The 21,354-nt window shown below is 65.3% G+C and carries 16 protein-coding genes and 1 pseudogene; 13 read left to right on the top strand and 4 right to left on the bottom strand.

The window, feature by feature from the left end; all coding sequences use genetic code 11:
• The first annotated feature begins 137 nt into the window (after positions 1–137).
• Positions 138–1,745 carry an EAL domain-containing protein gene (locus tag ACFZCE_RS22995; RefSeq protein ID WP_390942839.1) on the top strand — a complete coding sequence of 536 codons (1,608 nt, stop codon included), beginning with the start codon at positions 138–140 and terminating at the stop codon, positions 1,743–1,745.
• On the opposite strand, the gene ACFZCE_RS22990 is transcribed toward ACFZCE_RS22995, so the two are convergent.
• Both ACFZCE_RS22990 and ACFZCE_RS22985 read right to left on the bottom strand, forming a co-directional pair.
• On the bottom strand, positions 1,709–2,977 hold the full coding sequence (locus tag ACFZCE_RS22990; RefSeq protein WP_390942838.1) for a gallate dioxygenase: 1,269 nt from the start codon (positions 2,975–2,977) through the stop codon (positions 1,709–1,711). The genes ACFZCE_RS22995 and ACFZCE_RS22990 overlap by 37 nt on opposite strands.
• 12 nt (positions 2,978–2,989) lie before the next feature.
• Positions 2,990–4,336, bottom strand: a complete 1,347-nt coding sequence (locus ACFZCE_RS22985; RefSeq protein ID WP_390942837.1) for an MFS transporter — start codon at positions 4,334–4,336, stop codon at positions 2,990–2,992.
• A gap of 210 nt (positions 4,337–4,546) precedes the next feature.
• On the opposite strand from ACFZCE_RS22985, the gene ACFZCE_RS22980 reads away from it, so the two are divergent.
• Complete coding sequence (locus tag ACFZCE_RS22980; RefSeq protein ID WP_390942836.1) at positions 4,547–5,071, top strand: hypothetical protein; 525 nt, start codon at positions 4,547–4,549, stop codon at positions 5,069–5,071.
• A gap of 10 nt (positions 5,072–5,081) precedes the next feature.
• On the opposite strand, the gene ACFZCE_RS22975 is transcribed toward ACFZCE_RS22980, so the two are convergent.
• Positions 5,082–7,199 carry a TonB-dependent siderophore receptor gene (locus tag ACFZCE_RS22975; RefSeq protein ID WP_390942835.1) on the bottom strand — a complete coding sequence of 706 codons (2,118 nt, stop codon included), beginning with the start codon at positions 7,197–7,199 and terminating at the stop codon, positions 5,082–5,084.
• Between the two features lie 159 nt (positions 7,200–7,358).
• On the opposite strand from ACFZCE_RS22975, the gene ACFZCE_RS22970 reads away from it, so the two are divergent.
• Together ACFZCE_RS22970 and ACFZCE_RS22965 are read left to right on the top strand one after the other, a co-directional pair.
• Entirely contained in the window at positions 7,359–7,763 is a 405-nt protein-coding gene (locus ACFZCE_RS22970; protein ID WP_390942834.1) for a hypothetical protein, read from the top strand.
• Between the two features lie 109 nt (positions 7,764–7,872).
• A complete protein-coding gene (locus tag ACFZCE_RS22965) occupies positions 7,873–8,373 on the top strand; it encodes a DUF417 family protein (RefSeq protein WP_390942833.1) in 501 nt (166 codons plus the stop codon).
• A 334-nt stretch (positions 8,374–8,707) separates the two neighbouring features.
• Here the strand turns inward: ACFZCE_RS22965 and acnA are convergent, their stop codons facing one another.
• Positions 8,708–11,449, bottom strand: a complete 2,742-nt coding sequence (acnA, locus tag ACFZCE_RS22960; RefSeq protein ID WP_390942832.1) for an aconitate hydratase AcnA — start codon at positions 11,447–11,449, stop codon at positions 8,708–8,710.
• A 130-nt stretch (positions 11,450–11,579) separates the two neighbouring features.
• Here acnA and rlmM point away from each other — a divergent pair, with 130 nt between their 5' ends.
• The 9 genes and pseudogenes from rlmM to ACFZCE_RS22915 all read left to right on the top strand — a co-directional run.
• Complete coding sequence (rlmM, locus tag ACFZCE_RS22955) at positions 11,580–12,635, top strand: 23S rRNA (cytidine(2498)-2'-O)-methyltransferase RlmM (protein ID WP_390942831.1); 1,056 nt, start codon at positions 11,580–11,582, stop codon at positions 12,633–12,635.
• 42 nt (positions 12,636–12,677) lie between these two features.
• Positions 12,678–12,929 (top strand): sulfurtransferase TusA, encoded by a 252-nt coding sequence (tusA, locus tag ACFZCE_RS22950; protein ID WP_390942830.1) that lies wholly within the window; start codon positions 12,678–12,680, stop codon positions 12,927–12,929.
• A gap of 2 nt (positions 12,930–12,931) precedes the next feature.
• Complete coding sequence (pdxB, locus tag ACFZCE_RS22945; protein ID WP_390942829.1) at positions 12,932–14,065, top strand: 4-phosphoerythronate dehydrogenase PdxB; 1,134 nt, start codon at positions 12,932–12,934, stop codon at positions 14,063–14,065.
• Positions 14,066–14,362: 297 nt separating this feature from the next.
• Positions 14,363–15,076: a GntR family transcriptional regulator gene (locus tag ACFZCE_RS22940; RefSeq protein WP_390942828.1), complete on the top strand. Its 714-nt coding sequence runs from the start codon at positions 14,363–14,365 to the stop codon at positions 15,074–15,076.
• Positions 15,073–16,089, top strand: coding sequence for an ADP-ribosylglycohydrolase family protein (locus ACFZCE_RS22935; RefSeq protein WP_390942827.1), 1,017 nt, complete (start codon positions 15,073–15,075; stop codon positions 16,087–16,089). Before ACFZCE_RS22940 ends, ACFZCE_RS22935 begins: the two co-directional genes overlap by 4 nt.
• A gap of 105 nt (positions 16,090–16,194) precedes the next feature.
• Positions 16,195–17,655: a cytosine permease gene (locus ACFZCE_RS22930; RefSeq protein WP_390942826.1), complete on the top strand. Its 1,461-nt coding sequence runs from the start codon at positions 16,195–16,197 to the stop codon at positions 17,653–17,655.
• Positions 17,645–18,565, top strand: a complete 921-nt coding sequence (locus ACFZCE_RS22925; protein WP_390942825.1) for a PfkB family carbohydrate kinase — start codon at positions 17,645–17,647, stop codon at positions 18,563–18,565. Before ACFZCE_RS22930 ends, ACFZCE_RS22925 begins: the two co-directional genes overlap by 11 nt.
• A 904-nt stretch (positions 18,566–19,469) precedes the next feature.
• Positions 19,470–19,982: a DUF3304 domain-containing protein gene (locus tag ACFZCE_RS22920; RefSeq protein ID WP_390942824.1), complete on the top strand. Its 513-nt coding sequence runs from the start codon at positions 19,470–19,472 to the stop codon at positions 19,980–19,982.
• Positions 19,970–21,259, top strand: a pseudogene (locus tag ACFZCE_RS22915) (T6SS phospholipase effector Tle1-like catalytic domain-containing protein); the annotation flags it as partial. The gene ACFZCE_RS22920 and the pseudogene ACFZCE_RS22915, both read left to right, overlap by 13 nt.
• Positions 21,260–21,354 lie beyond the last annotated feature (95 nt).

The following is a 21,354-nucleotide window of genomic DNA, read 5'->3' as shown; positions in this document are numbered from 1 at the left end:
GGTTAAAGCTTGGCTTAAGGCCAGCACGGCGGCAAACCCAGTTGCGCCATCGGCCTCGCTGAAAAACGACATCGGTCAACGGCGCGCGGGCGATGAGCGGCTATGCTGTCGGGCATTATTGAACGAGGGCTGGGCCTGTGAGCCGGAACCGGGTGATCGCCCTGTGTGGGGTATTGGCGCTGTTGGCCGCGGTATTGCCGCTGGTGCTTGCCAGTTGGCTGGCCTGGCAGGGCGCGCAAAAGGCCGAGCAAACGCGCCTTCAAGATATCGCCAGCTGGGCCTTGCTGCGCACCGAACGGGCCTTGGGCGGCGCCACCGCGGCGCTGGTCAGCCTGCAAGGGGAGGGCCCGCCAGCGTGCTCGGCCGAACACATTGCGCAGTTGCGCGCGCTGGCCGTGACCACCCCCTACATCGAGGAGGTCGGCTACTTTGCCGGCGGCCGCCTGCAGTGCAGCTCATGGGGCGAGGTGCGCGAAGCGGTGGCGGCCACCGCGACGGACTTCACCACCGCCGACGGCATCGAGGTGACCACCGCGGTGCAGGCGTTGGTCGGCCGCGGCGCCAGCCTGGTGGCGCTGCGCCAGGGCGCCTACAACGTGTTGATCCTGCCGTCGCGCTTGGTCGATGTGCTCACCGAAGGTGACGTGCGCATCGGCCTGCGCGCGCCAAATGGGCAGTGGGTGGCGCACACCGGCGGCGGCGCCGCCGACGCCTTCGGCCAGCCGCCGCAAGCCGGCTGGCAGCAGGCCGAGGTGAGCCGCAACGGCTGGCAGGCGGTGGTGATGCAGCCACGCGAGCGCTTCAATGGCGCGCTGGGCCAGGAGCTACTGTGGTTGCTGCCGATCGGTGCGCTCACCGCCGCGCTGTTGGTGGGGTTGGTGGTGTGGCTGGGGCGCAAGCGTTTGTCGCCGTTGGCGGAGTTGGCGCTGGCGGTGCAGCACGAGGAGTTCGTGGTGCATTACCAGCCGTTGATTCACCTGGCCAGCGGCGCCTGTGTCGGCGCCGAGGCGTTGGTGCGCTGGCAGCGCCCCGACGGCAGCATGGTCCGCCCCGACCTGTTCATCCCGTTGGCCGAGGACAGCGGCCTGGTGCAGCCGATCACCGACCAGGTGGTGCGCGGCGTGCTGCGCGACCTTGGGCCGCTGCTGAACGCCGAGCGCAGCCTGCACGTCGCGGTGAACCTCTGCGCCGAAGACCTGCAAACCGGGCGCATTCTGCCGGTGATCGAGCAAGCGTTGCAGGGCACCGGCGTGCGCCCCGAACAACTCTGGCTGGAAGCCACCGAACGCGGCTTCATCGACGTCGACAGCGCCACCCGCACCATCGAAACCGCCCGCGGCCGTGGCCACGCGGTGGCCATCGACGACTTCGGCACCGGTTATTCGAGCCTGCAATACCTGCAAGGGCTGCCGCTGGACGCGCTGAAAATCGACAAGTCGTTTATCGATACCATCGGCGTGGAGGCGGCCACCAGCGCGGTCACCGAGCACATCATCGGCATGGCCCGCGAGCTGGGCCTGTTCATCGTTGCCGAAGGGGTGGAAACCCAGGCCCAGGCCGATTACCTCAAGGCCCGCCAGGTGGATTTTGGCCAGGGCTGGCTGTTTGCCAAGGCGTTGCCGGCGGCCGAGTTCATTGCGTTTTTCCAGCGCTGCAAGGCCCAGAGCGGCGCCGGGCCCGAGGTGGTTCAGGCCCGCCGCGAGGGGGTTCAGTTGCCTTTGGGCTCGTTGCCGGCCACCGAGTAAAGCACTTGCTGGTTGCGGGTGGCCTGGAAGGCTTCCAGGCTTTGCCCGCGCATGGCGGCATAAATATGCAGGTTGCTCACCCCCAGCACCGCGCCGAGTTTTTCCAGCAGGAAGAAAATCGCCCCGTAGCGGATCAACCCCTGCCAGTTCACCTCACGCAGCAAGTTGCGCTCTTCGTCGCTGAGGCCGTGCTCGGTGTACAGTGCCTCCGCCTCGCTGCGGTAGCGGGCGCGAAACGCCGGGGCGACCAATTGATGCAGGAAGCGGTTGAGCCGGTAGCCCTTGGCGCTGCGCGCGAGGTCGAACGGGTAGGTGCCTTCGAGCTGCTCGATCCCGGCCAACTGCTGCCCGGCGCGTTCGCGCTGGCGCGCGCCGAGGTCCACGGGCAGCGGCCGGCTCTGGTTCTCCAGCAGCAGGGTGGCGATGCCGGTCATCGACGGCAGGTAATAGCTGTGGTGCAGCAGCTTCACGTTGCCCGACAACGCCCCGCGCATGATCAGCCAGGTGATCACCTCCGAGCCTTCCATGCCGCCGAGGGTGGCGTATTCGGCGAGGGTCATCTCGGTCAGCGGCAGCGGGTCGTTCACCAGGGCGTCGATGAACTGCGCGTCCCACTCCGGGTTGTTGTAGCCGCAGCGCTCGCCGTGCACCTGGTGCGACACCCCGCCGGTGGCGACGATGCCGACCTTGAGGTCTTCAGGGAAGCTTTCGATCGCCCGCCGCAGCGCCTGGCCGAGTTTCCAGCAGCGCGCCGCGCTGGGGATCGGGAATTGCAGCACGCCCACCTGCAGCGGCACCACCTGCACCGGCCAGCCGCCTTCGTGGGGCAGCAGCGCCGACATCGGCGAAAACAAACCGTGGTCCACCGGTTTGTCGCGGAAAAACGCCAGGTCGAACTCTTCGCTCATCAGGCTTTGGCCGATGTGCCGGGCCAGCGCCGCGTGGCCCTGGATCGGCGGCAGGTCGCGGGCGCCGCCGCCTTCGTCGGCCACCGCGTAGTGCTCGTCGACGCCCAGGGCGAAGCTTGAGTAGTGGTCGAAGAAAAACGAAGTGATGTGGTCGTTGTAGATGTAGAACAGCACGTCTGGCGCCTGCGCCTGCAGCCACTGCCGTACCGGCTCGAAGTCCCGGAAGATCGGCGCCCAGGCCGGCTCCAGTTGCTTGTCGTGGTCCACCGCGAAGCCGATGGTGGGGGTGTGGGAGACGGCGAGGCCACCGATGATGCGTGCCATGGTGCAGGTTCCTTAAACAGTGGTAACTGGGCCGTGCGCACTCAGGCGGCGCGCGGCGCGGGCGTTGACGAGGATCGCCAGCGAGGCGATCACGGCCGGCAAGGCCAGGGTGATGAACAGCAGGTCCATGCCCATGCCGAGGCCGAGCACTACGCCGCCGATGATCGAACCGAAGATCGCCCCGAAGCGGCCGATGCCGAGCATCCAGCTCACCCCGGTGGCGCGCGCTTCGGTCGGGTAATAGCCTGGGGCATAGGCGTTCAGGCCGGTTTGCGCGCCGCTCATGCAGAAGCCGGCGAGCATCACCACCAGGGTCAGCGCGCTGGAGCCCAGGCCGATCAAACCGAGCACGGCGATAAACAGCGCGCCGCCCAGGTAGGCCAGGGAAATCACCCGGTTGGCCTGGTGGCGGTCCATCAGCCAGCCGACCAACAGCGCGCCCACGGCGCCGCCGATCTGGAACAGGCCGGTGGTACGCGCGGCTTCGTCCACGGCGATGCCGGCGTCGCGCATCAGCGTGGGCAACCAGCCCATCAGCAGGTAGATCACCATCAGGCCCATGAAGTAGGTCGCCCACAGCGCCCAGGTGCCGAGGCGGTAGCGCTCATTGAACAGCGTGGCCAGCGGCAGGCGGCGGGCGATGGCGGGTTCCTCGGAGGTAAACCGGGTGCCGGCCGGAAACACCCCGCCCAGCGGCCGCATCAGTTTGGCCACCTGCTCATCCGGGGCGCGCCGCACCACCAAAAAGCGCGCCGATTCCGGCAGCCACAGCCACAGCGCCGGCAGCAACGCCAGCGGCAACAGGCCGCCCACCAGCAACACCGCGTGCCAGTCGTAATGCTTGAGCAGCCAGGCGGCGACGAAGCCGCCGGCGCCTGAGCCGAGGTTGAAGCCGGTGAACATCACCGTGATCAACACCGAGCGCAGCCGCTGCGGCAAATATTCGCTCAGCAGCGTGGTGGTATTGGGCATCGCCGCGCCCAGGCCGATGCCAGTGAAAAAGCGCAGAATCGCCAACTCATAAGGGTTGCGGGCAAAGGCACAGGCCAGGCTGAGCACGGCGAATAGCGTGACCGCCAGCAGCAGTACTTTTTTCCGCCCGATACGGTCGGCGAACGGCCCGGCGAGCAGCGCGCCGGCAGCCAGGCCGAACATCGCCGCGCTCATCACCGGGCCGAACGCGGCCTTGGACAACGCCCAGTCCTGCATCACCGCCGGGGCAATGAAGCCCATCACCGCCACGTCGACGCCGTCGAACAACACGATAAAAAAGCACAGGCCGAGGATCAGCCATTGATAACGGCCGACCGGGCGCTGGTCGATCCAGGCCTTGATGTCGACGGAGTTGGAAGTTGCCATTGCGCGCCACCTTGATTGTCATTGTTATTCGATGCCGGCCTACCCACGGCATGCCACGAACGTTAAGCCGGGCGCGCACAGTTGTCGCCTGCGAAGCGTTTGGGAAGGTATCGGTTTTTTTTATCGGGGCCTGCCAGGCTGTGCGCCGAGTGAACCCCACGGCGGCACTGTGGCCTGAACCTAGGCAGGGCAATTGGGCAGGAGAAGCAGATGCAGCGAATCATCGTCGACGCGCCGCTGTCGACAGGGCAGGCGGAGGAGGGGGCGGGGGTGTTCGACTCGCCCCGGGCGCGCCTGGAATTTTATCGGCGGGAGATACATTTCGAGTCGAGTTTGCTCTCCAACCGCACCAACGCGTACCTCTCGGCGCAATCGTTTCTGGTGATCGCCTATGCCTCGTCGATGGCCAACGTGAACCACAGCTGGGGCTTGCTGTTCACCCTGGTGGTGCCGATGCTGTTGGCGTTATTGGGGTTGGTGACGTCGATGCATGCCTGGCCCGGCATTCGCGCGTCGTATGAAATCATCGGCCACTGGCACTTCAAGCAGCGCCAGTTGCTCGCCAGCGACCCGGCCATGGGCCGCGCCTATGACGAGTCGCCGCTGTTCAGCGATTGGGAGAACAACAAGCAGGGCTACCGCGCCTCCTTGTTGTTCAGTTTGCGCACCCCGTGGATTTTCATCTCGTTCTGGGTGCTGCTGGGCAGCTTTTCGCTGTGGGCCCAGTTGCACTAGGCCCGGCGGGTCAGTACTTCCAGCTCACCGAGGCGGTGACGTTGCGTGGGGCGCCGTAGTTGCTGGCGGTGCTGCTGTACATCGACAACAAATACTTGCGGTCGAAGATGTTGTTGAAGTTAAGCCCGGTGCTCCAGTGCTCGTCGATGTCGTAGTTCGCCATCAGGTCGACCAGGGCATAGGCGTTCTGCCCCACGTAGCTGTAGCTGTCGCTTTCGATACGGCTCTGCCAGCTCACGCGGGTGCCGACGGTGGCCTTCGGCAGGCCCGGCAGGCGGTAGGTGGCCATGCCGCGCAGGGCGTGGGTGGGCACGTACTTGCGGGCGTGGTCGCCGTTGTCGTCTTCGATGTGGGTCCAAGTGTAGCCGGCCAGCAGGTTCAGGCCAGGGAGTACTTCGCCGGAGGCTTGCAGTTCGATGCCGTGGCTTTTGTAGTTAACGGTTTCATAGAGGTACTGGGTGCCTTCCTGGGTGTACGAACCTGGCGCATTGCGCTGTTCAGCCTTGTACACTGCGGCGGTCACGTCGAGCCGGTTGTTCATCAGGCTGGCTTTTACGCCGGCTTCCAGGCTTTTGCCTTCGAGTGGGTCGAGCGGGCGGCCGTCGGTGCCGATGTAGTTGTATTGCGGGCTGTAGATCTGCGTCCAGCTGGTGTACAGGCTCCACTGTTTGTTCAGGTCATAGACCAGCCCGGTGTACGGGGTGACCTTGCCATGCTCGCGCATGGAGTGGTCGGCGCCGTAGTTATCGCCCGAGCCGTCGAGGCTGATCATCCGCGCCCCGGCGATCCAGTGCAGGTCGTCCATCAGGCTGAAGCGCGCGCCGGCGAACAGGCTTTTTTGCGTGTCGGAGAAGTTCTGGTAATCCGCCGGGCTCTGGTACTGGAAGGTCGGGTAGGTGGCGTTGCCGGCCAGTACGTCTTGCCAGTTCTGGTCGTAATAGCCGTAGGTGACATCGCTGTTGCTGTCGCCTTCGTCGTGTTCGGTGGCCTTCTGGTGGGTGCGGCCATAGGCGGCGCCGAAGGTGATTTCATGCTCGCGGCCAAACAGGCTGAACGGCCCTGAAACCTTAGCCTCGCCGAGCAACTGGTGGTTCTTGCTGGTGGTGTGGGCGCCGTAGGCAGAGGCGGTGTCGTCGGTCACCGAGCTGATATAGAACATGTTGGTGTCTTGGTATTCGGTGATACCGGTCGCCGTTACCGTCGCGTTCCAGCCATTGCCAAAGTCATGCTTGAGCTCGGCAAAGGCCTTTTGCGTGTGCATGTTCCAGTAGCTCCACGGCTGGCCGACGCTGGAGCTGCGGCTGCTGTAGTGGATCGGGTTGCCGGCGCTGTCGATCAGCGGCAGGTTGCCCCAGGTGCTGCCGTTGGAGTCGCTGTTGTGCTGGGAGAAGCCCACCGTCAGGGTGTCGGCGTCGCTCAGGTCAAAGGCCAGCAGGCCGGCGGCGACGTTTTTCTCATGGCTGTAGCGGTCGAGCCAGGAGTTGCCTTTGTCGTGGGCATAGATGAAGCGCCCGCGCACGTTGCCGGTCGGGGTCAGCGGGCCGGAAACGTCTACATCGACACGGCGGTTGTCCCACGAGCCGACGCTGGTGTTGATCCGGGCCTGGAAGGTATCGGTCGGGCGCTTGCGCACGAAGTTGACCGTCGCCGACGGGTTGCCGGTGCCGCTCATCAAGCCGTTGGCACCGTGCAGCACGTCGATCTGCTCGTACTCGGCCATGTCGAGGTCGCCGATCAGCGTGGCCTGGGCGAAGGGCATGCCCATGCCGTCGGTTTCGAAGGTGCCGATCTCGAAGCCGCGCGAGGTGAACTCGGTGCGGTCGGTTTCAGACTGCTCGACGGTCACCGACGGTGCCGAACGCAGGGCGTCCTTGATGCCGTTGATCTTGAAGTCGTCCATCTGCTGGCGAGTGATGGTGGTGACCGCCTGCGGGGTTTCCTTGTCGGTCAGGCCCAGCTTGGTGGTGCTGCTCTGTACCCGGCCCTGGTAGCCCTCGCTGGGGGCGTCGACCTGGGTGGAAGTGTCCTGAATCTGCGTGGTCGGCAGGGTCAGTTCATCAGCGTGGGCGAGGGGCAGCGCGGCGCAGGCGCCGGCCAGCAGGAAGCTGGCGGGGAGACGAGGGTTCAAGATCGCGGTTCCTGGTGGTGAATGATAATGAGACTCTGACTCAAATGATAAATGAGAACCAGAAACAAACAGTAACGTTTTTTCGACAATTTTTTCACAAGCCGCGGCGATAGCCGGTGATGTGCACGCCGGGCCCGGCTTCGCTATGATCCCCGCACCATGACCAGCGCCCAGCCCATCGTTCGCCAGCCCTGCCCACCCGGTGCCTGCATCTGCGAGCGCGAACAACTGTTGGCCACGCCCGGCGCCGACCTGCGCATCCTGCGGCTGACCCGCGCCGAGGAAAAACGCCTGCTCGAACGCCTCGAGGCGCTGGTCAGCCTCGACGACCTGCGCCACATGCAGGGGCGCATACAGCTGCAGTTGGGGTTGACCGTGGAGGTGGCACCCGGGCCGAACGAAGTGCGCAGCATGCGTGGCTTTCGCATCGAGGTGCTGGCGTGCCCGGGGCTGTGCCGGAAAACCCGCCAGGCGATCCCGGCGGCGATCCGCCGGGCGCTGGAGGCGCGCCCGGAGATTGCCTACGCCCTGCTCGACGCCCATGACCTGTTCGGCCAGGGCTAGGCGGTAACACCTGCTAACGGCTTGCCTGGCCCGCGCCGGCGCGCCGCGTGGGATACTCCGCGGCCCCGGCTGCCAGGGATGGCAGCCCTTCAGCCGCAGGAGCACTGCCATGGAACAGACGCCACACACCCCTTGCCCTCGCCAGCAGGCGCTCGACGCCTGGGTCGGCCGCCACAGCGGCGCCCGCGCCATGCGCGCGGTGCTGGTGCTGATCTTTCTCGGTTTTGGCTATACCAAGTGGTTCGATTACGAGGTGCAGGCGCTGGTGCCGTTGATCGCCAACAGCCCGCTGCTGAGCTGGATGTACGCCCTCTGGGGCCATGCCGGTGGCAGCTATGCGCTGGGCGTGGCCGAATGGGGCATTGCCGCGCTGCTGCTGTTGGGGCTGGTATGGCCAGTGGTGGGCGTGGTGGGGGCGGCGGGGTCGATGCTCACCTACAGCGTTACCCTCAGCTTGATCCTCACCACCCCAGGGGGCTGGGAGGCATCCGCCGGCGGCTTCCCGGCGATGGGCGACAGCACCGGGTTCCTGCTCAAGGACGCCGTGTTACTGGTGGGCAGCTGGGTGGTGTTGCGGGCTGACTGGTTGCGCTGGCGGGCCAGGGCTTGAGAGGTGGCCCTTCGGCCGGCTACGCCGTAATGCTGTTCACTTAAGCACTCGGAGCGCTGAATTGAGGGTGAAAAGCCCAGAATTCTCCAAATGGTTTTACTGAGCGCATGAGCTGACTGGCCTATCGCCCGGCACAGCCGGCCTCCCACCAGATTTGTGTAAGCCATTGATTTACGAGGCAACACAGAACCCGTGGGAGGCCGGCTGTGCCGGGCGATAGGCCCTGAAGCTCATGCACAAAATTAGCAGAGCTCACAGATTGATCCCTTCCATAAAGGCGTGAAATTGCTTAAGTGAACAGCATTAAGGCTACGCCGGGCGAAGGGCCCTCACATCAGGCCGCAATCAACTGCCGCAACACGTAATGCAAAATCCCCCCCGCCTTGAAGTACTCCACCTCGTTCAGGGTGTCGATCCGGCACAGCACTTCCACTTCGTCGCGCTGCCCGTTGCCACGGGTGATCCCCAGCTTCAGGTGCAGCCGCGGCTTCAGCGCAACCCCCTCCAGCCCAGTGATGTCGAAGGTTTCGCGCCCGGTCAGCTCCAGGCTCTTGCGGTTCTGCTCACCCAGAAACTGCAGCGGCAGCACGCCCATGCCGACCAGGTTGGAGCGGTGGATGCGCTCGAAGCTTTCGGCGATCACCGCCTTCACCCCGAGCAGGTTGGTGCCCTTGGCCGCCCAGTCGCGGCTGGAGCCGGTGCCGTATTCCTGGCCGGCGATCACCACCAGTGGGGTGCCTTTTTGCTGGTAGGCCATGGCGGCGTCGTAGATGGCCATTTTCTCGCCGTTGGGCACGTAAATGGTGTTGCCGCCTTCCTCGCCGCCGAGCATTTCGTTACGGATGCGGATGTTGGCGAAGGTGCCACGCATCATCACCTCATGGTTGCCGCGCCGTGAGCCGTAGGAGTTGAAGTCCCGGGGCTCCACGCCTTTTTCCCGCAGGTAACGGCCGGCCGGGCTGTCGGCCTTGATGTTGCCAGCCGGGGAAATATGGTCGGTGGTCACCGAGTCGCCCAGCAGCGCCAGGGCGTAGGCGCCTTTTACGTCGGTGATCGCCGGCAGCGGCCCAGCGATGTCTTCGAAGAACGGCGGGTGCTGGATGTAAGTCGAGCCAGCCTGCCACTCGTAGGTGGCCGCCTGTGGCACGGCGATGGCCTGCCATTGCGCGTCGCCCTTGAACACCTCGGCGTATTCCTTGTGGAACATCGCGGTGCTCACCTGCGCCACGGCCTCGGCGATGGCCTTCTGGCTGGGCCAGATGTCGCGCAGGTACACCGGCTTGCCATCGCTGCCGGTACCCAGCGGCTCGCGGCTGATGTCGATGTTCACATTGCCCGCCAGCGCATAGGCCACCACCAGCGGCGGCGAGGCCAGCCAGTTGGTTTTCACCAGCGGGTGCACCCGGCCTTCGAAGTTGCGGTTGCCCGACAGCACCGAGGCCACGGTAAGGTCGGCCTGCTGGATGGCTTTTTCGATGGGCGCATCGAGTGGGCCGGAGTTGCCGATGCAGGTGGTGCAGCCATAGCCGACCAGGTCAAAGCCCAACTGGTCGAGATAGGGCGTGAGCCCGGCGGCCTGGAAGTAATCGGTGACCACCTTGGAACCCGGCGCCAGTGAGCTTTTCACCCAGGGTTGGCGTTGCAGGCCCTTTTCAACGGCGTTTTTTGCCAGCAAGCCGGCGGCCATCATCACGCTGGGGTTGGAGGTGTTGGTGCACGAGGTGATCGCCGCGATCACCACGGCGCCGTTGCGCAGGCGGTGGGTGGCGCCTTCATGGGTGTAGTCGGCCTCGCCGGCCTGGGCCGCGTTGCCCACCGCCACGCCACCGCCGCCCTCGCTTTCAAGGCGGCCTTCGTCTTTGCTCGCCGGTTTGAGTTGCAGGCCAACGAAATCATTGAACGCCTGCGCCACGTTGCCCAGTGGCACGCGGTCTTGCGGGCGTTTCGGCCCGGCCAGGCTGGATTCGACCGTGCCCATGTCCAGCGCCAGGGTGGCGCTGAACACTGGCTCCTCGCCGGGCAGGCGCCACAGGCCCTGGGCCTTGCAGTAGGCCTCGACCAGTTGCACGGTGGCGTCTGGGCGGCCCGACAGCCGCAGGTAATCCAGGGTCACCTCATCGACCGGGAAGAACCCACAAGTGGCGCCGTATTCCGGGGCCATGTTGCCGATGGTCGCGCGGTCGGCCAGGGGCAGCTCGGCCAGGCCGTCGCCGTAGAACTCCACGAACTTACCCACCACGCCTTTTTTGCGCAGCATCTGCGTCACGGTCAGCACCAGGTCGGTGGCGGTGATGCCTTCCTTCAGCTTGCCAGTTAGCTTGAAGCCGACCACTTCCGGGATCAGCATCGACACCGGCTGGCCGAGCATGGCGGCCTCCGCCTCGATGCCGCCCACGCCCCAGCCGAGCACGCCCAGGCCGTTGATCATGGTGGTGTGCGAGTCGGTGCCGACCAGGGTGTCGGGGAAGGCGTAGGTGCGGCCGTCTTCGTCTTTGCTCCACACCGTGCGGCCGAGGTATTCGAGGTTCACTTGGTGGCAGATGCCGGTGCCCGGCGGCACCACGCTGAAGTTGTCGAAGGCGTTCTGGCCCCAGCGCAAAAAGGCATAGCGCTCGCCGTTGCGCTCCATCTCGATGTCGACGTTTTCGCCAAAGGCGGCGGTGTTGCCGTACTTGTCGACCATCACCGAGTGGTCGATCACCAAATCCACCGGCGACAGCGGGTTGATCTTCTGCGGGTCGGCGCCGGCCTTGGCCACCGCCGCGCGCATGGCGGCGAGGTCGACCACTGCGGGCACGCCGGTAAAGTCCTGCATCAGCACCCGCGCCGGGCGATACTGGATCTCCCGGTCCGAGCGGCGCTCTTGCAGCCAGGCGGCGAGGGCGTCGAGGTCGGGGCGGGTCACGGTGCTGCCGTCTTCCCAGCGCAGCAGGTTTTCCAGCAGCACCTTGAGCGACATCGGCAGCTTTTGCAGGTCACCCAGGGTTTTGGCGGCCGCCGGCAGGCTGAAGTAATGGTATTGCTTGCCGGCCACATCGAGGGTGGCGAGGGTGTTCAGGCTATCTTGCGAGGGCATGTGAGGCGTCTCCTGCGCGGCCCGCACGGCACGGGCCAAATGGCTATGGTCTTTATTACTGGACTGGGCCAGCGCGCCGGCAGTTCCGAATTCCTTTATCATCCGCACCTTTAGTACCGCAGGGTTTTCCATGAATACGCTGTTCATGCACTGCCGGCCGGGCTTCGAAGGCGAAGCCTGTGCCGAAATCAGTGAACACGCCGCCGCGCTCGGCGTGGCCGGTTACGCTAAGGGCAAGGCCGGCAGTGCCTGCGCCGAGTTCGTGTGCTTCGACGCCGAGGGCCCGGCCACGCTGATGGCGCGGCTGCGCTTCATGCAGTTGATTTTCCCCCGCCAGTGGGCCCGTGGCGGTTACCTGGCGCTGCCGGAAACCGACCGCATCAGCGTGCTGCTCGAGGCACTGGCGGCGTACCCGGTGTGCGGCAGCCTGTGGCTGGAGGTGATGGACACCAACGACGGCAAAGAGCTCTCGACCTTTTGCCGCAAGTTCGAAGCGCCGCTGCGCAAGGCGCTGATCAATGCCGGGCGGCTGGAGGAGGGCGGCAACGGCCCGCGCCTGCTGCTGACCTTCGTCAGCGGCCGCGAAGTGTTCGCCGGCATCGCCCCGGCGAACAACTCGGCGATGTGGCCGATGGGCATCCCGCGCTTGAAGTTCCCGCGCGAGGCGCCGAGCCGCTCGACGCTCAAGCTCGAGGAAGCCTGGCACCACTTCATCCCCCGCGAGCAGTGGGACGAGCGCCTCAACAGCGACATGACCGGGGTCGACCTCGGCGCCTCGCCCGGCGGCTGGACCTACCAACTGGTGCGGCGCGGCATGCTGGTCACCGCCATCGACAACGGGCCGATGGCGCAAAGCCTGATGGACACCGGCCTGGTCCGGCACCTGATGGCCGACGGCTTTACCTATGTGCCCAAGCCGCCGGTCGACTGGATGGTCTGCGACATCGTCGAAAAGCCCGCGCGCAATGCCGCCTTGCTCGAAACCTGGCTGGGCGAGGGCTACTGCCGCGAGGCGGTGGTCAACCTCAAGCTGCCGATGAAACAGCGCTACGCCGAAGTGCGGCGCCTGCTCGAGCGCATCGAGGAAGGTTTCAAGGCGCGCAAGGTGAAGGTGCAGATTGGCTGCAAGCAGCTGTACTTCGACCGCGAAGAGGTCACCTGCCATCTGCGCCGGCTCGACAAGTGAACGTTTTGCGTGACAATAACGCCCTGACCCTGGAGTGCGTGCATGCCTGATACTTTTGATGACCTGAGCGTTGACGCGGTGCTCGACGCCAGCGGGCTGAACTGCCCGGAACCGGTGATGATGCTGCACCAGCAGGTGCGCGACCTGGCCGCCGGCGGCCTGCTCAAGGTGATCGCCACCGACCCGTCGACCCAGCGCGACATCCCCAAGTTCTGTGTGTTTCTCGACCACGAACTGCTCGGCCAGCGCGAAAGCGCCGGCACTTACCTGTACTGGATTCGCAAGAAAGCCTGACCATGCTGATCGTCGCTGATGAAAACATCCCCCTGATCGATGAGTTTTTTTGCTCATTCGGCGAAATTCGCCGGGTGCCAGGCCGGCAGATCGGCCCTGAGCACCTGCGCGATGCCGATGCCTTGATCGTGCGGTCGATCACCCGCGTCGACGCCGCGCTGCTGGCCGGCAGCCCGGTGCGCTTCGTGGGCACCTGCACCATCGGCACCGACCACCTGGCCCTGGAGCATTTCGCCGAGGCCGGCATCCACTGGGCCAGCGCGCCCGGCTGCAACGCCCGTGGCGTGGTGGAATACGTGATCGGCAGCCTGCTGCTGATGGCCGAGCGCGAGGGTGTGGCGCTGGCCTCGCGCACCTATGGCGTGGTCGGTGCTGGCGAGGTCGGCGGGCGCCTGATCGAAGCCCTGCGCGGCTTGGGTTGGCGCGTGCTGGTGTGTGACCCGTTCCGCGAAGGCGAGGGCCATGTGAGCCTCGACACGCTGTTGGCGCAGTGCGATGCCATCAGCCTGCACACCCCGCTCACCCGTGAGGGCGAGCACGCCACCTGGCATTTGCTCGATGAACAGCGCCTGCGCGCATTGCGCCCGGGCACCTGGCTGATCAACGCCGCGCGCGGCCCGGTGATCGACAACCACGCCCTGCGCACGGTACTGGCCGAGCGCCCCGACCTTACTGCGGTGCTCGACGTGTGGGAGCACGAACCCAGCGTTGACCGCGCCCTGGCCAGCCAATGCCTGATTGCCACCCCGCACATCGCCGGGCACAGCCTGGACGGCAAGCAGCGCGGCACCGCGCAAATCTACCAGGCGTTCTGCCGCTGGCAGGGCGTGGCACCGAGTGTGCAACTGGCCGATTTGCTGCCGCCGCCGTGGCTGGCCCAGCTCAGCCTGCACGCCAGCACCGAACCGGACTGGGCGCTGGCGGCCATCTGCCGCGCCGTGTACGACCCACGCCGGGACGACGCGGATTTTCGCCGCAGCCTGCACCGCGACGAGGCCGCTCAGCGCCAAGCCTTCGACCAACTGCGCAAGCAGTACCCGTACCGCCGCGAGGTCGAAGGGCTGGCGGTGCGCATCGAAGGCGAATCCGCCGAGCTGGCGCGGGTGGTTGAAGCCTTGCGTGCGCGGTTGATCTGACGGGTCCATCGCCCGGCACAGCCGGAACGCCGGACCACGGTCTCCCACCAGATTTGTGTAAGTACCTGATTTAACAGAAAGCACAGAGCCCGTGGGAGGCCGGCTGTGCCGGGCGATAGGCCAGCTAGGTCATGCGCTCGGTAAAACCACCGGGATACATCAGAGCTGTTCACCGTCAACTTAGCGTTCTGATCGCTTAAGTGAACCGCATCACGGCGCGGCCGGGCAAAGGGCCTTCACGCCACCCTCTGAAAAAAACCTTGCCAACCCACCCCCACTCACGGTATCAATTTGTACATGATTAGACAGGTTCGATTTGACAAGAAAACCCGCGTGGTCGATGCCCTCGTGCAGCGTATCGAACGCGGTGAACTGGGCACCGGCGAGCGTTTGCCCGGCGAGCACGAGTTGGCGGCGGAATTCGACGTCAGCCGCGGCACGCTGCGCGAGGCGCTGTCGGAGCTGAAGCGGCGCAACTACATCGCCACCCAGACCGGCGTTGGCTCGATCGTCACCTACGACGGCGTGCCGCTGCACCAGAGCGCCGGTTGGGCGCGGGCGCTGGCGGCGGGGGCGACCCAGGTGGCCACCGAGCTGCTGGAGATCACCGCCGTCGAACGCCCGGAGCTGGCCGTGCGGCTGGGTACCGCGCGGTTCATCTGCATTCGCCGCCGGCGCCGCGCCGCCGATGGCAGCCTGGTGTCGCTGGAATGCGCGCTGGTGCCGGCCACCGATGGCCTGGAGCAGTTGCCGGCGCTGGGGCTGGTCGAAGGTTCGCTCACCGCCACGCTGGTCTCCCATGGTTTTACCGGGGCCCGCGGCCGCCAGTGGATCGGCGCCGAGCCGCTGGATGAAGCCAGCGCCGAGTGGCTGCAGCGCCCCCAGGGCACGGTGTTCCTGAAAACCCTGCGGGAAACCTACGACACCCGCGGGCGCTTTATGGAGCAGGTCGAAAGCCTGCTCGACCCCAGCCACTTTCAGCTCAGCCTGAGCTTCGGAAACGAACCATGACCGGCGCCTTACCTCTCCGCCAGCGTGCCTTGGGCGCGTTCTACGGCCTGGCCCTGGGCGATGCCCTGGGCATGCCCACCCAGTCGCTGTCACGCGAGCAGGTTCGCCAGCGCTACGGGCGCATCAGCGGCCTGCTGGCCTCCGGCAGCGACCAGCCGATCGCCCCGAACATGCCCGCCGGCGCCATCACCGACGACACCGAACAGGCTGTGCTGGTGGCTGAGTTGTTGGTCGCCGGGCGCGGTGAAATCGCCCCTGGGGACCTCGCCCAGCACCTGATCGACTGGGAAGCCGCGATGCGCGCCAAGGGCTCGCAAGACCTGCTCGGGCCTTCGACCAAGCGCGCCATCGAGATGATCCTCGCCGGCGCCAGCCCCGACGACGCCGGGCGCTATGGCACCACCAACGGCGCCGCCATGCGCATCACCCCGGTGGGCATCGCCAGCGACGTGAACCAACCGCAGCGCTTCATGGAGCAAGTGCAGCAGGCCTGCCAGGTCACCCATAACACTGGCCTGGGCATCGCCAGCGCGGCGGCGGTGGCGGCGGTGGTCTCGGCCGGGATCAACGGCGCCGACCTGAAAACCGCCCTGGAGCAGGGCATCGAAGCCGCCCAATGGGGCGAAACCCGTGGCCACTGGGTCGCCGGCGGCTCGGTGGCGGCGCGCATTGGCTGGTCGCGGCTGCTCTGTGAAGGTTGCGACAGCGCGCGCCTGCCCGACCTGATCTACGACGTGATCGGTACCTCGGTGGCCTCCCAGGAATCCGTGGTAGCCGCCTTTGCCCTGGCCCGCGCGGTGGCCAACGCCACCCTGCAGCCCTATCCGGCGCTGTGCATGGCCGCCAGCCTGGGCGGCGACACCGACACCATCGCCGCCATGCTCGGCGCCATGCTTGGCGCCACCCATGGGCTGAGCGCCTGGCCGCTGGAGGCGATCGAGCAGGTGAAGGCCGTGAACCGGCTGGACCTGGACCTGCTGACCGAACAACTGCTGGCGTTGCGCATGGCCTGAGGGCCTATCGCCCCCCTTACACAACAACCCCATAACAAGACACTGCCCACACGCTCTACACCCAACCCTGCCGCCACAACAACCATTCTTCGCGGGAGCTGTTCAATGAGTACGCGCAACAGTGCGGGACAACTGGAAACACGTGGTATCGAACCGGTGCCGGAACACGACTGCCAGGGCCACCCCCTGCAGCTGTTCTGGGTGTGGTTCGCCGCCAACATCAGCATCCTCGGGCTGCCCCTGGGCGCCACCCTGGTGGCCTTCCAGGGCCTGTCGATCGGCCAGGCGCTGGTGGTGGCGATCCTCGGCGCCGGCGGTTCGTTTGCCGTGGTCGGCCTGCTCTCGATCGCCGGCCGCCGCGGCCGCGCGCCCAGCCTGACGCTCTCGCGGGCAGTGTTCGGGATGCGCGGCAACATCGGCCCGACGCTGGTCTCGCTCGGTTCGCGGCTGGGCTGGGAAACCGTCAACACCACCACCGCGGCCTTCGTGCTGCTGTCGCTGGTGTCGATCATCCAGGGCACCCCGGTCGAGGCCAAAAGCGCGCCGCTGCTCACCCTGGTGTTCATCGGCCTGTTCGTGCTGCTCACCCTCTGCGTGTCGGGCCTGGGCCATGCCACCTTGCTGGTGATCCAGAAGTGGGCGACCTGGGTGTTCGGCGCGCTCAACCTCTGGGTGGGGGCGTTCCTCGCCTTGCACATCGACTGGAGCGCCGTCTGGGCCGCGCAGCCCGCGCCGATGGCGGCGGTGCTGATCGGCATCGGCACCATGGCCGCCGGCACTGGGATTGGTTGGGCCAATGCCGGGGCAGACATGTCGCGCTACCAGCACAAAAGCGTGCGCGCCGGCAGCCTGGTGGCCTCGGCGGCGTTTGGCGCGGGCATCCCGCTGGTGCTGTTGATTACCCTCGGCGGGCTGATTTCGGTGGGCAACGACCACCTGGCGTCGGCCAACGACCCGATCGTGGCGATCCGTGAACTGCTGCCGGCGTGGATGGCCGTGCCGTACCTGCTCACTGCCTTTGGCGGCTTGCTGCTGTCGAACAACCTCTCGGTGTATTCGGCCGGGCTGACCACCCTGACCCTTGGGCTGAAGGTCAAACGCGTGTACGCGGTGGTGGTCGACATCGTCGCGATCTTCGCCGGCTCGATTTACTTCATGCTGATCGCCGACAGCTTCTACGGCCCGTTCATCACCTTCATCGCCCTGTTGGCGGTGCCGATCACCGCCTGGGTGGGGATTTTCCTGGTCGACATGCTGCACCGCCAGCACTATGCCGCCGCTGACCTGATGGACGTTAGCCCGCGCAGCGCCTACTGGTACCGCGGCGGGGTGCAATGGCACGCCTTCGGCGCCTGGGCGCTGGCCATCGTGCTGGGCTTCAGCTTCACCACGGTGAAGGTCGGCGCCGGCCACGTGCTGTTCCACGGCTGGCTGGCCGACTCCTGGTTCGGCCACAACGGCCTGGGCTGGATCGTCACCTTCGTGGTCGCCGGCGGCCTGTACGCACTGTTGGGCGGTTGCCGCGACCGCCAGGGGTTCAGCCAAGAGGATGCCCATGCCCGCTAGATTGCTCTACACCGGCCAGGTCGTGATCGACCTGGTGATGGCCGTGGCAGAACTGCCCCGCGCCGGCCAAGACGTGCTCGCGCAAAGCGCCAGCTTCGAGGCCGGTGGCGGCTTCAACGTCATGGCCGCCGCCGCCCGCCATGGCCTGGCCACCGTTTACCTGGGCCGCCACGGTGATGGCCGCTTCGGCGAACTGGCCCGCGCGGCGCTGGCCGCCGAGGGCATCCAGGCCTGGTTGGCGCCCACCGCCGGGGCGGATACCGGGCTGTCGGTGGCGTTGACCGACGCCAGCGCCGAGCGCTCGTTTATCTCCTATGTGGGCGCCGAAGGCGGCCTGGCCGCTGAGGAGCTGGCCAACCTCGCGCCCAACGCCGAGGACTGGCTGATGGTCAGTGGCTACAGCCTGCTGCACCCCGGCAAGGCCGACGGCCTGCTGGCCTGGCTGCGCCGCCACGCCGGGCGCTGCCCGCTGGCGTTCGACCCGGGGCCGTTGGTGAGCACGCCGAACAGCCCGGCGATGGCCGAGTTGCTCGGGCAGGTGAGCCTGTGGAGCAGCAACCGCGACGAAGCCCTGCGCTTTACCGCCAGTGAAACGGTGGAGGCGGCGCTCACCCGGCTGGTCGAGCGCCTGCCCCGCGGCGCCTGGGTGGTGCTGCGCGACGGCCCGGCCGGGTGCTGGCTGGCCCAAGGCAGTGAACGTTGGCAGGTACCGGGCTTCAGCGTGCGCGCCGTGGACAGCAACGGCGCCGGCGATGCCCACACCGGCGTGTTACTGGCCGGCCTCGCCCAGGGCCTGGCGCCGCTGGCCGCCGCGCGCCGGGCGAACGCCGCCGCGGCCTTGGCGGTGACCCGGCGCGGGCCGGCGACCTGCCCGGGGGTGGAGGCGTTGGAGCTGTTTTTGGCGGGGTAGGGGTTGAGGGCCTATCGCCCGGCACAGCCGGAGTGCCGGGCCACGGCCTCCCACGGGTGTATTGCCACTTAAATCAATGGCTTACACAAATCTGGTGGGAGGCCGGCTGTGCCGGGCGATAGGCCCTGAAGCTCATGCACAAAATCAGCAGAGCTCACATGTTCATCCCCTCCACGAGGCCGTGAAGTTGCTTAAGTGAAGAGCACTCCGGTTGCGCCGGGCGATAGGCCCTGAAACCCTGCTCGCAGTAGCACGCCGGAGATCCATGCTCTGGCTGGGCCTGCCCCAGCTTACGCTCAGCTCATGGTTGCCCACCCTTGATGCTGAGCATGCAGTGTTCCGCTTCCTAATCTTCCCCCCCTAGCAGCGCAGCGATCTGTAGCCCCTCGATCCAGTACGCGCACTGATGCTGCTCACCGGCCGCCCGTTCAGCCTTGCTCCCGAGGCAAGCGGCGAGGCTGGCTGTGCGGCCATTCTTAGCAGTGCATAGTGCTGCCCCGCCTGTGGGGGCGGGCGTGCCGGGGTGTTCGAGTAGGGCGGATTCCTACAGCAATTTACCTGTTTTCCGAGCCACCTTTGGGAATTGTCTGGCAGACGCCGGCCGGCGGGTTGGAAACAATTCCGGTGACCCAATTCACACGGAGGGTTCACCCATGGCGGATCGCTGCTTGCCCATCCCTTTCTTTATTCCCTGGTGCCGATGGCGAGGCCGGGCCGCCCGTGAAGCCTCAGAAGCGAGCGCCTTCGGTGGTTTCGCCACGGCGCAGCGATTTACCTGTTTTCTCGGCGCCTTTTGCGATTTGTCTGGCAGGCCCGGCAGGGCGAAGGGCGAAACAATGGCGAGCTTAGGCGGCTACGCCATGGGGCGTGCCCAAGACTCGGAAGATGCAGAGGAGCCAGCAGTATGTCCGCGTTAACTAGATTTGGCCTTGGTGGTGCAGTGTTGGCCTGGCTGTTAGTAGGTTGTTCATCGCCAGATGATGGTTGGGCTGCCGGAGACTTGAAGTCGGTTAATCATGTGAAGGGGACGGCGATTAACTGGTTTTCTGTGAACGGCTACAGAGCTTCAGGAGGCGGCGGTAATATCTGTTGTATTGCGCTACCGAATAAGTGGCGACCGGGGATGATTGCGGACATAAAGTGGGAGGTTGATCTTGATCCTTATGCCTATGTGAATTGGCCTCCGTTAACTTCTGAAGGCTATATGGTCGAGCAACGAAAGCATGCGAAAAACTACAAGCACTATGAGGCAAGAGTGGAAATTCCAGAATATGACCATGACCGTTGCGGCATGACGGTCCATTTTCTTACCTGTCAGCAAGTGAAAGTCACGACTTCATGTTGGGCAACGTCGATGCCTCAGTACCCAATCCAAGATCCTGAAGATGTAGAGGAACCAGCAGTATGTCCGAAATGAATGTTGATAAGGCCAACGTTTGGGGGGCGCCTGAGTTTCCTGGATGCGGCCGTTTGCCGAGGGATCAGGAGACGTTCGAACACAATTACCGATCCCAAGTGATGGAGGAGCAACTCTATAGACGCACCAAGGATGCCAATGGCCGGCGGCGTTATTTTGCCTGTTGCCAGGCGCTGCATGTGAGCCTGTTTTTTGATGGCACCAACAATAATGAGCCTAATGATGTGAAAAAAGGCCACCCCAGTAATATCGCGAGGCTATTTCATGCGTCTATTCAGGGAAACAAGGCCAGGGATAGGGGGTATTTTTCGTACTACATACCCGGCGTAGGCACACCATTCCCGGAAATAGGTGAGTTTGATTATGACGCAGATGGATTGAAATACGCCGTCGGCGGCGAGAACAGAATCAACTGGGCGCTGATGCGCATCGTCAGTGCATTGTCCCATGCGGTCACCAAGCAGGAAGTCAAGGATGAACCGGCCAGGGCCAGCGTGTTGGCCATGGCAACCGCAATGGTCCCGGCGATGCCCAGCTTCGTTGGCCGCACCCGCCGCCGCGACGAGATCGAGAAGTGGCTGGCGCCTTTGCGTTTGAAGATGCAGCAAAGCCCCCCGCAACCCCAACCGCTCTCCCTCAAGCTCTACGTTTATGGCTTTTCTCGCGGCGCCGCAGAAGCGCGCACCTTCGTGACTTGGCTCAGCGAGCTGTTCGAAACCCCCGAAGGCGCCGACAAACCCGAACAAACGTCGCTGGGGCTGCCGGTCAGCGTGGAGTTTCTGGGCGTACTCGACACCGTCGCCTCGGTGGGCATCGCCCACGCAGTGCCCTTTTTCGCCGGGCATATGGATTGGGCCGACGACACCCAACTGTTGCCGGACCCGACGCGTTTTCCGGGTTTGATAAAACAGTGCCGGCACTTTGTCGCGGCGTTTGAGCAGCGCTCCTGTTTTCCACTGGATTCGGTCCGCAACGAGCAGGGGCTGTACCCGCCCAATACGGTCGAGGTGGTATACCCCGGCGTGCACTCGGACGTGGGCGGTGGTTATGCCGCTAACGATCAGGGCAAGGCGCGGGGCGGCACCCATGAGTTGATGTCGCAAATCGTCTTGCACGACCTTTACGCCGCTGCGCTTCAAGCCGGTGCTCCGCTTCAGATTCCCGGAGACTTACTGCCTTTCAATTTAAAAAGCGCGGAGCCATGGAGAGCGATGTCTGAAACCTCCAACACGGAATTCACAATCCCCGAAACCACCATCCACCGCTTCAACGCCTGGTGGCCTGGTCAAGTTTCTCCGGACACCTCAATAAGTGGTGTCTAGGCAGCTAGCCGCTCGTACTCGTTCGGTGCTCTGTAGCCCAAGGTCGAGTG

It is taken from the genome of Pseudomonas sp. NPDC007930, assembly GCF_042958985.1.
Lineage (GTDB): Bacteria > Pseudomonadota > Gammaproteobacteria > Pseudomonadales > Pseudomonadaceae > Aquipseudomonas.
The sequence above is the reverse complement of the archived record's forward strand: the minus strand, read 5'-3'. Positions and strand labels throughout refer to the sequence as shown.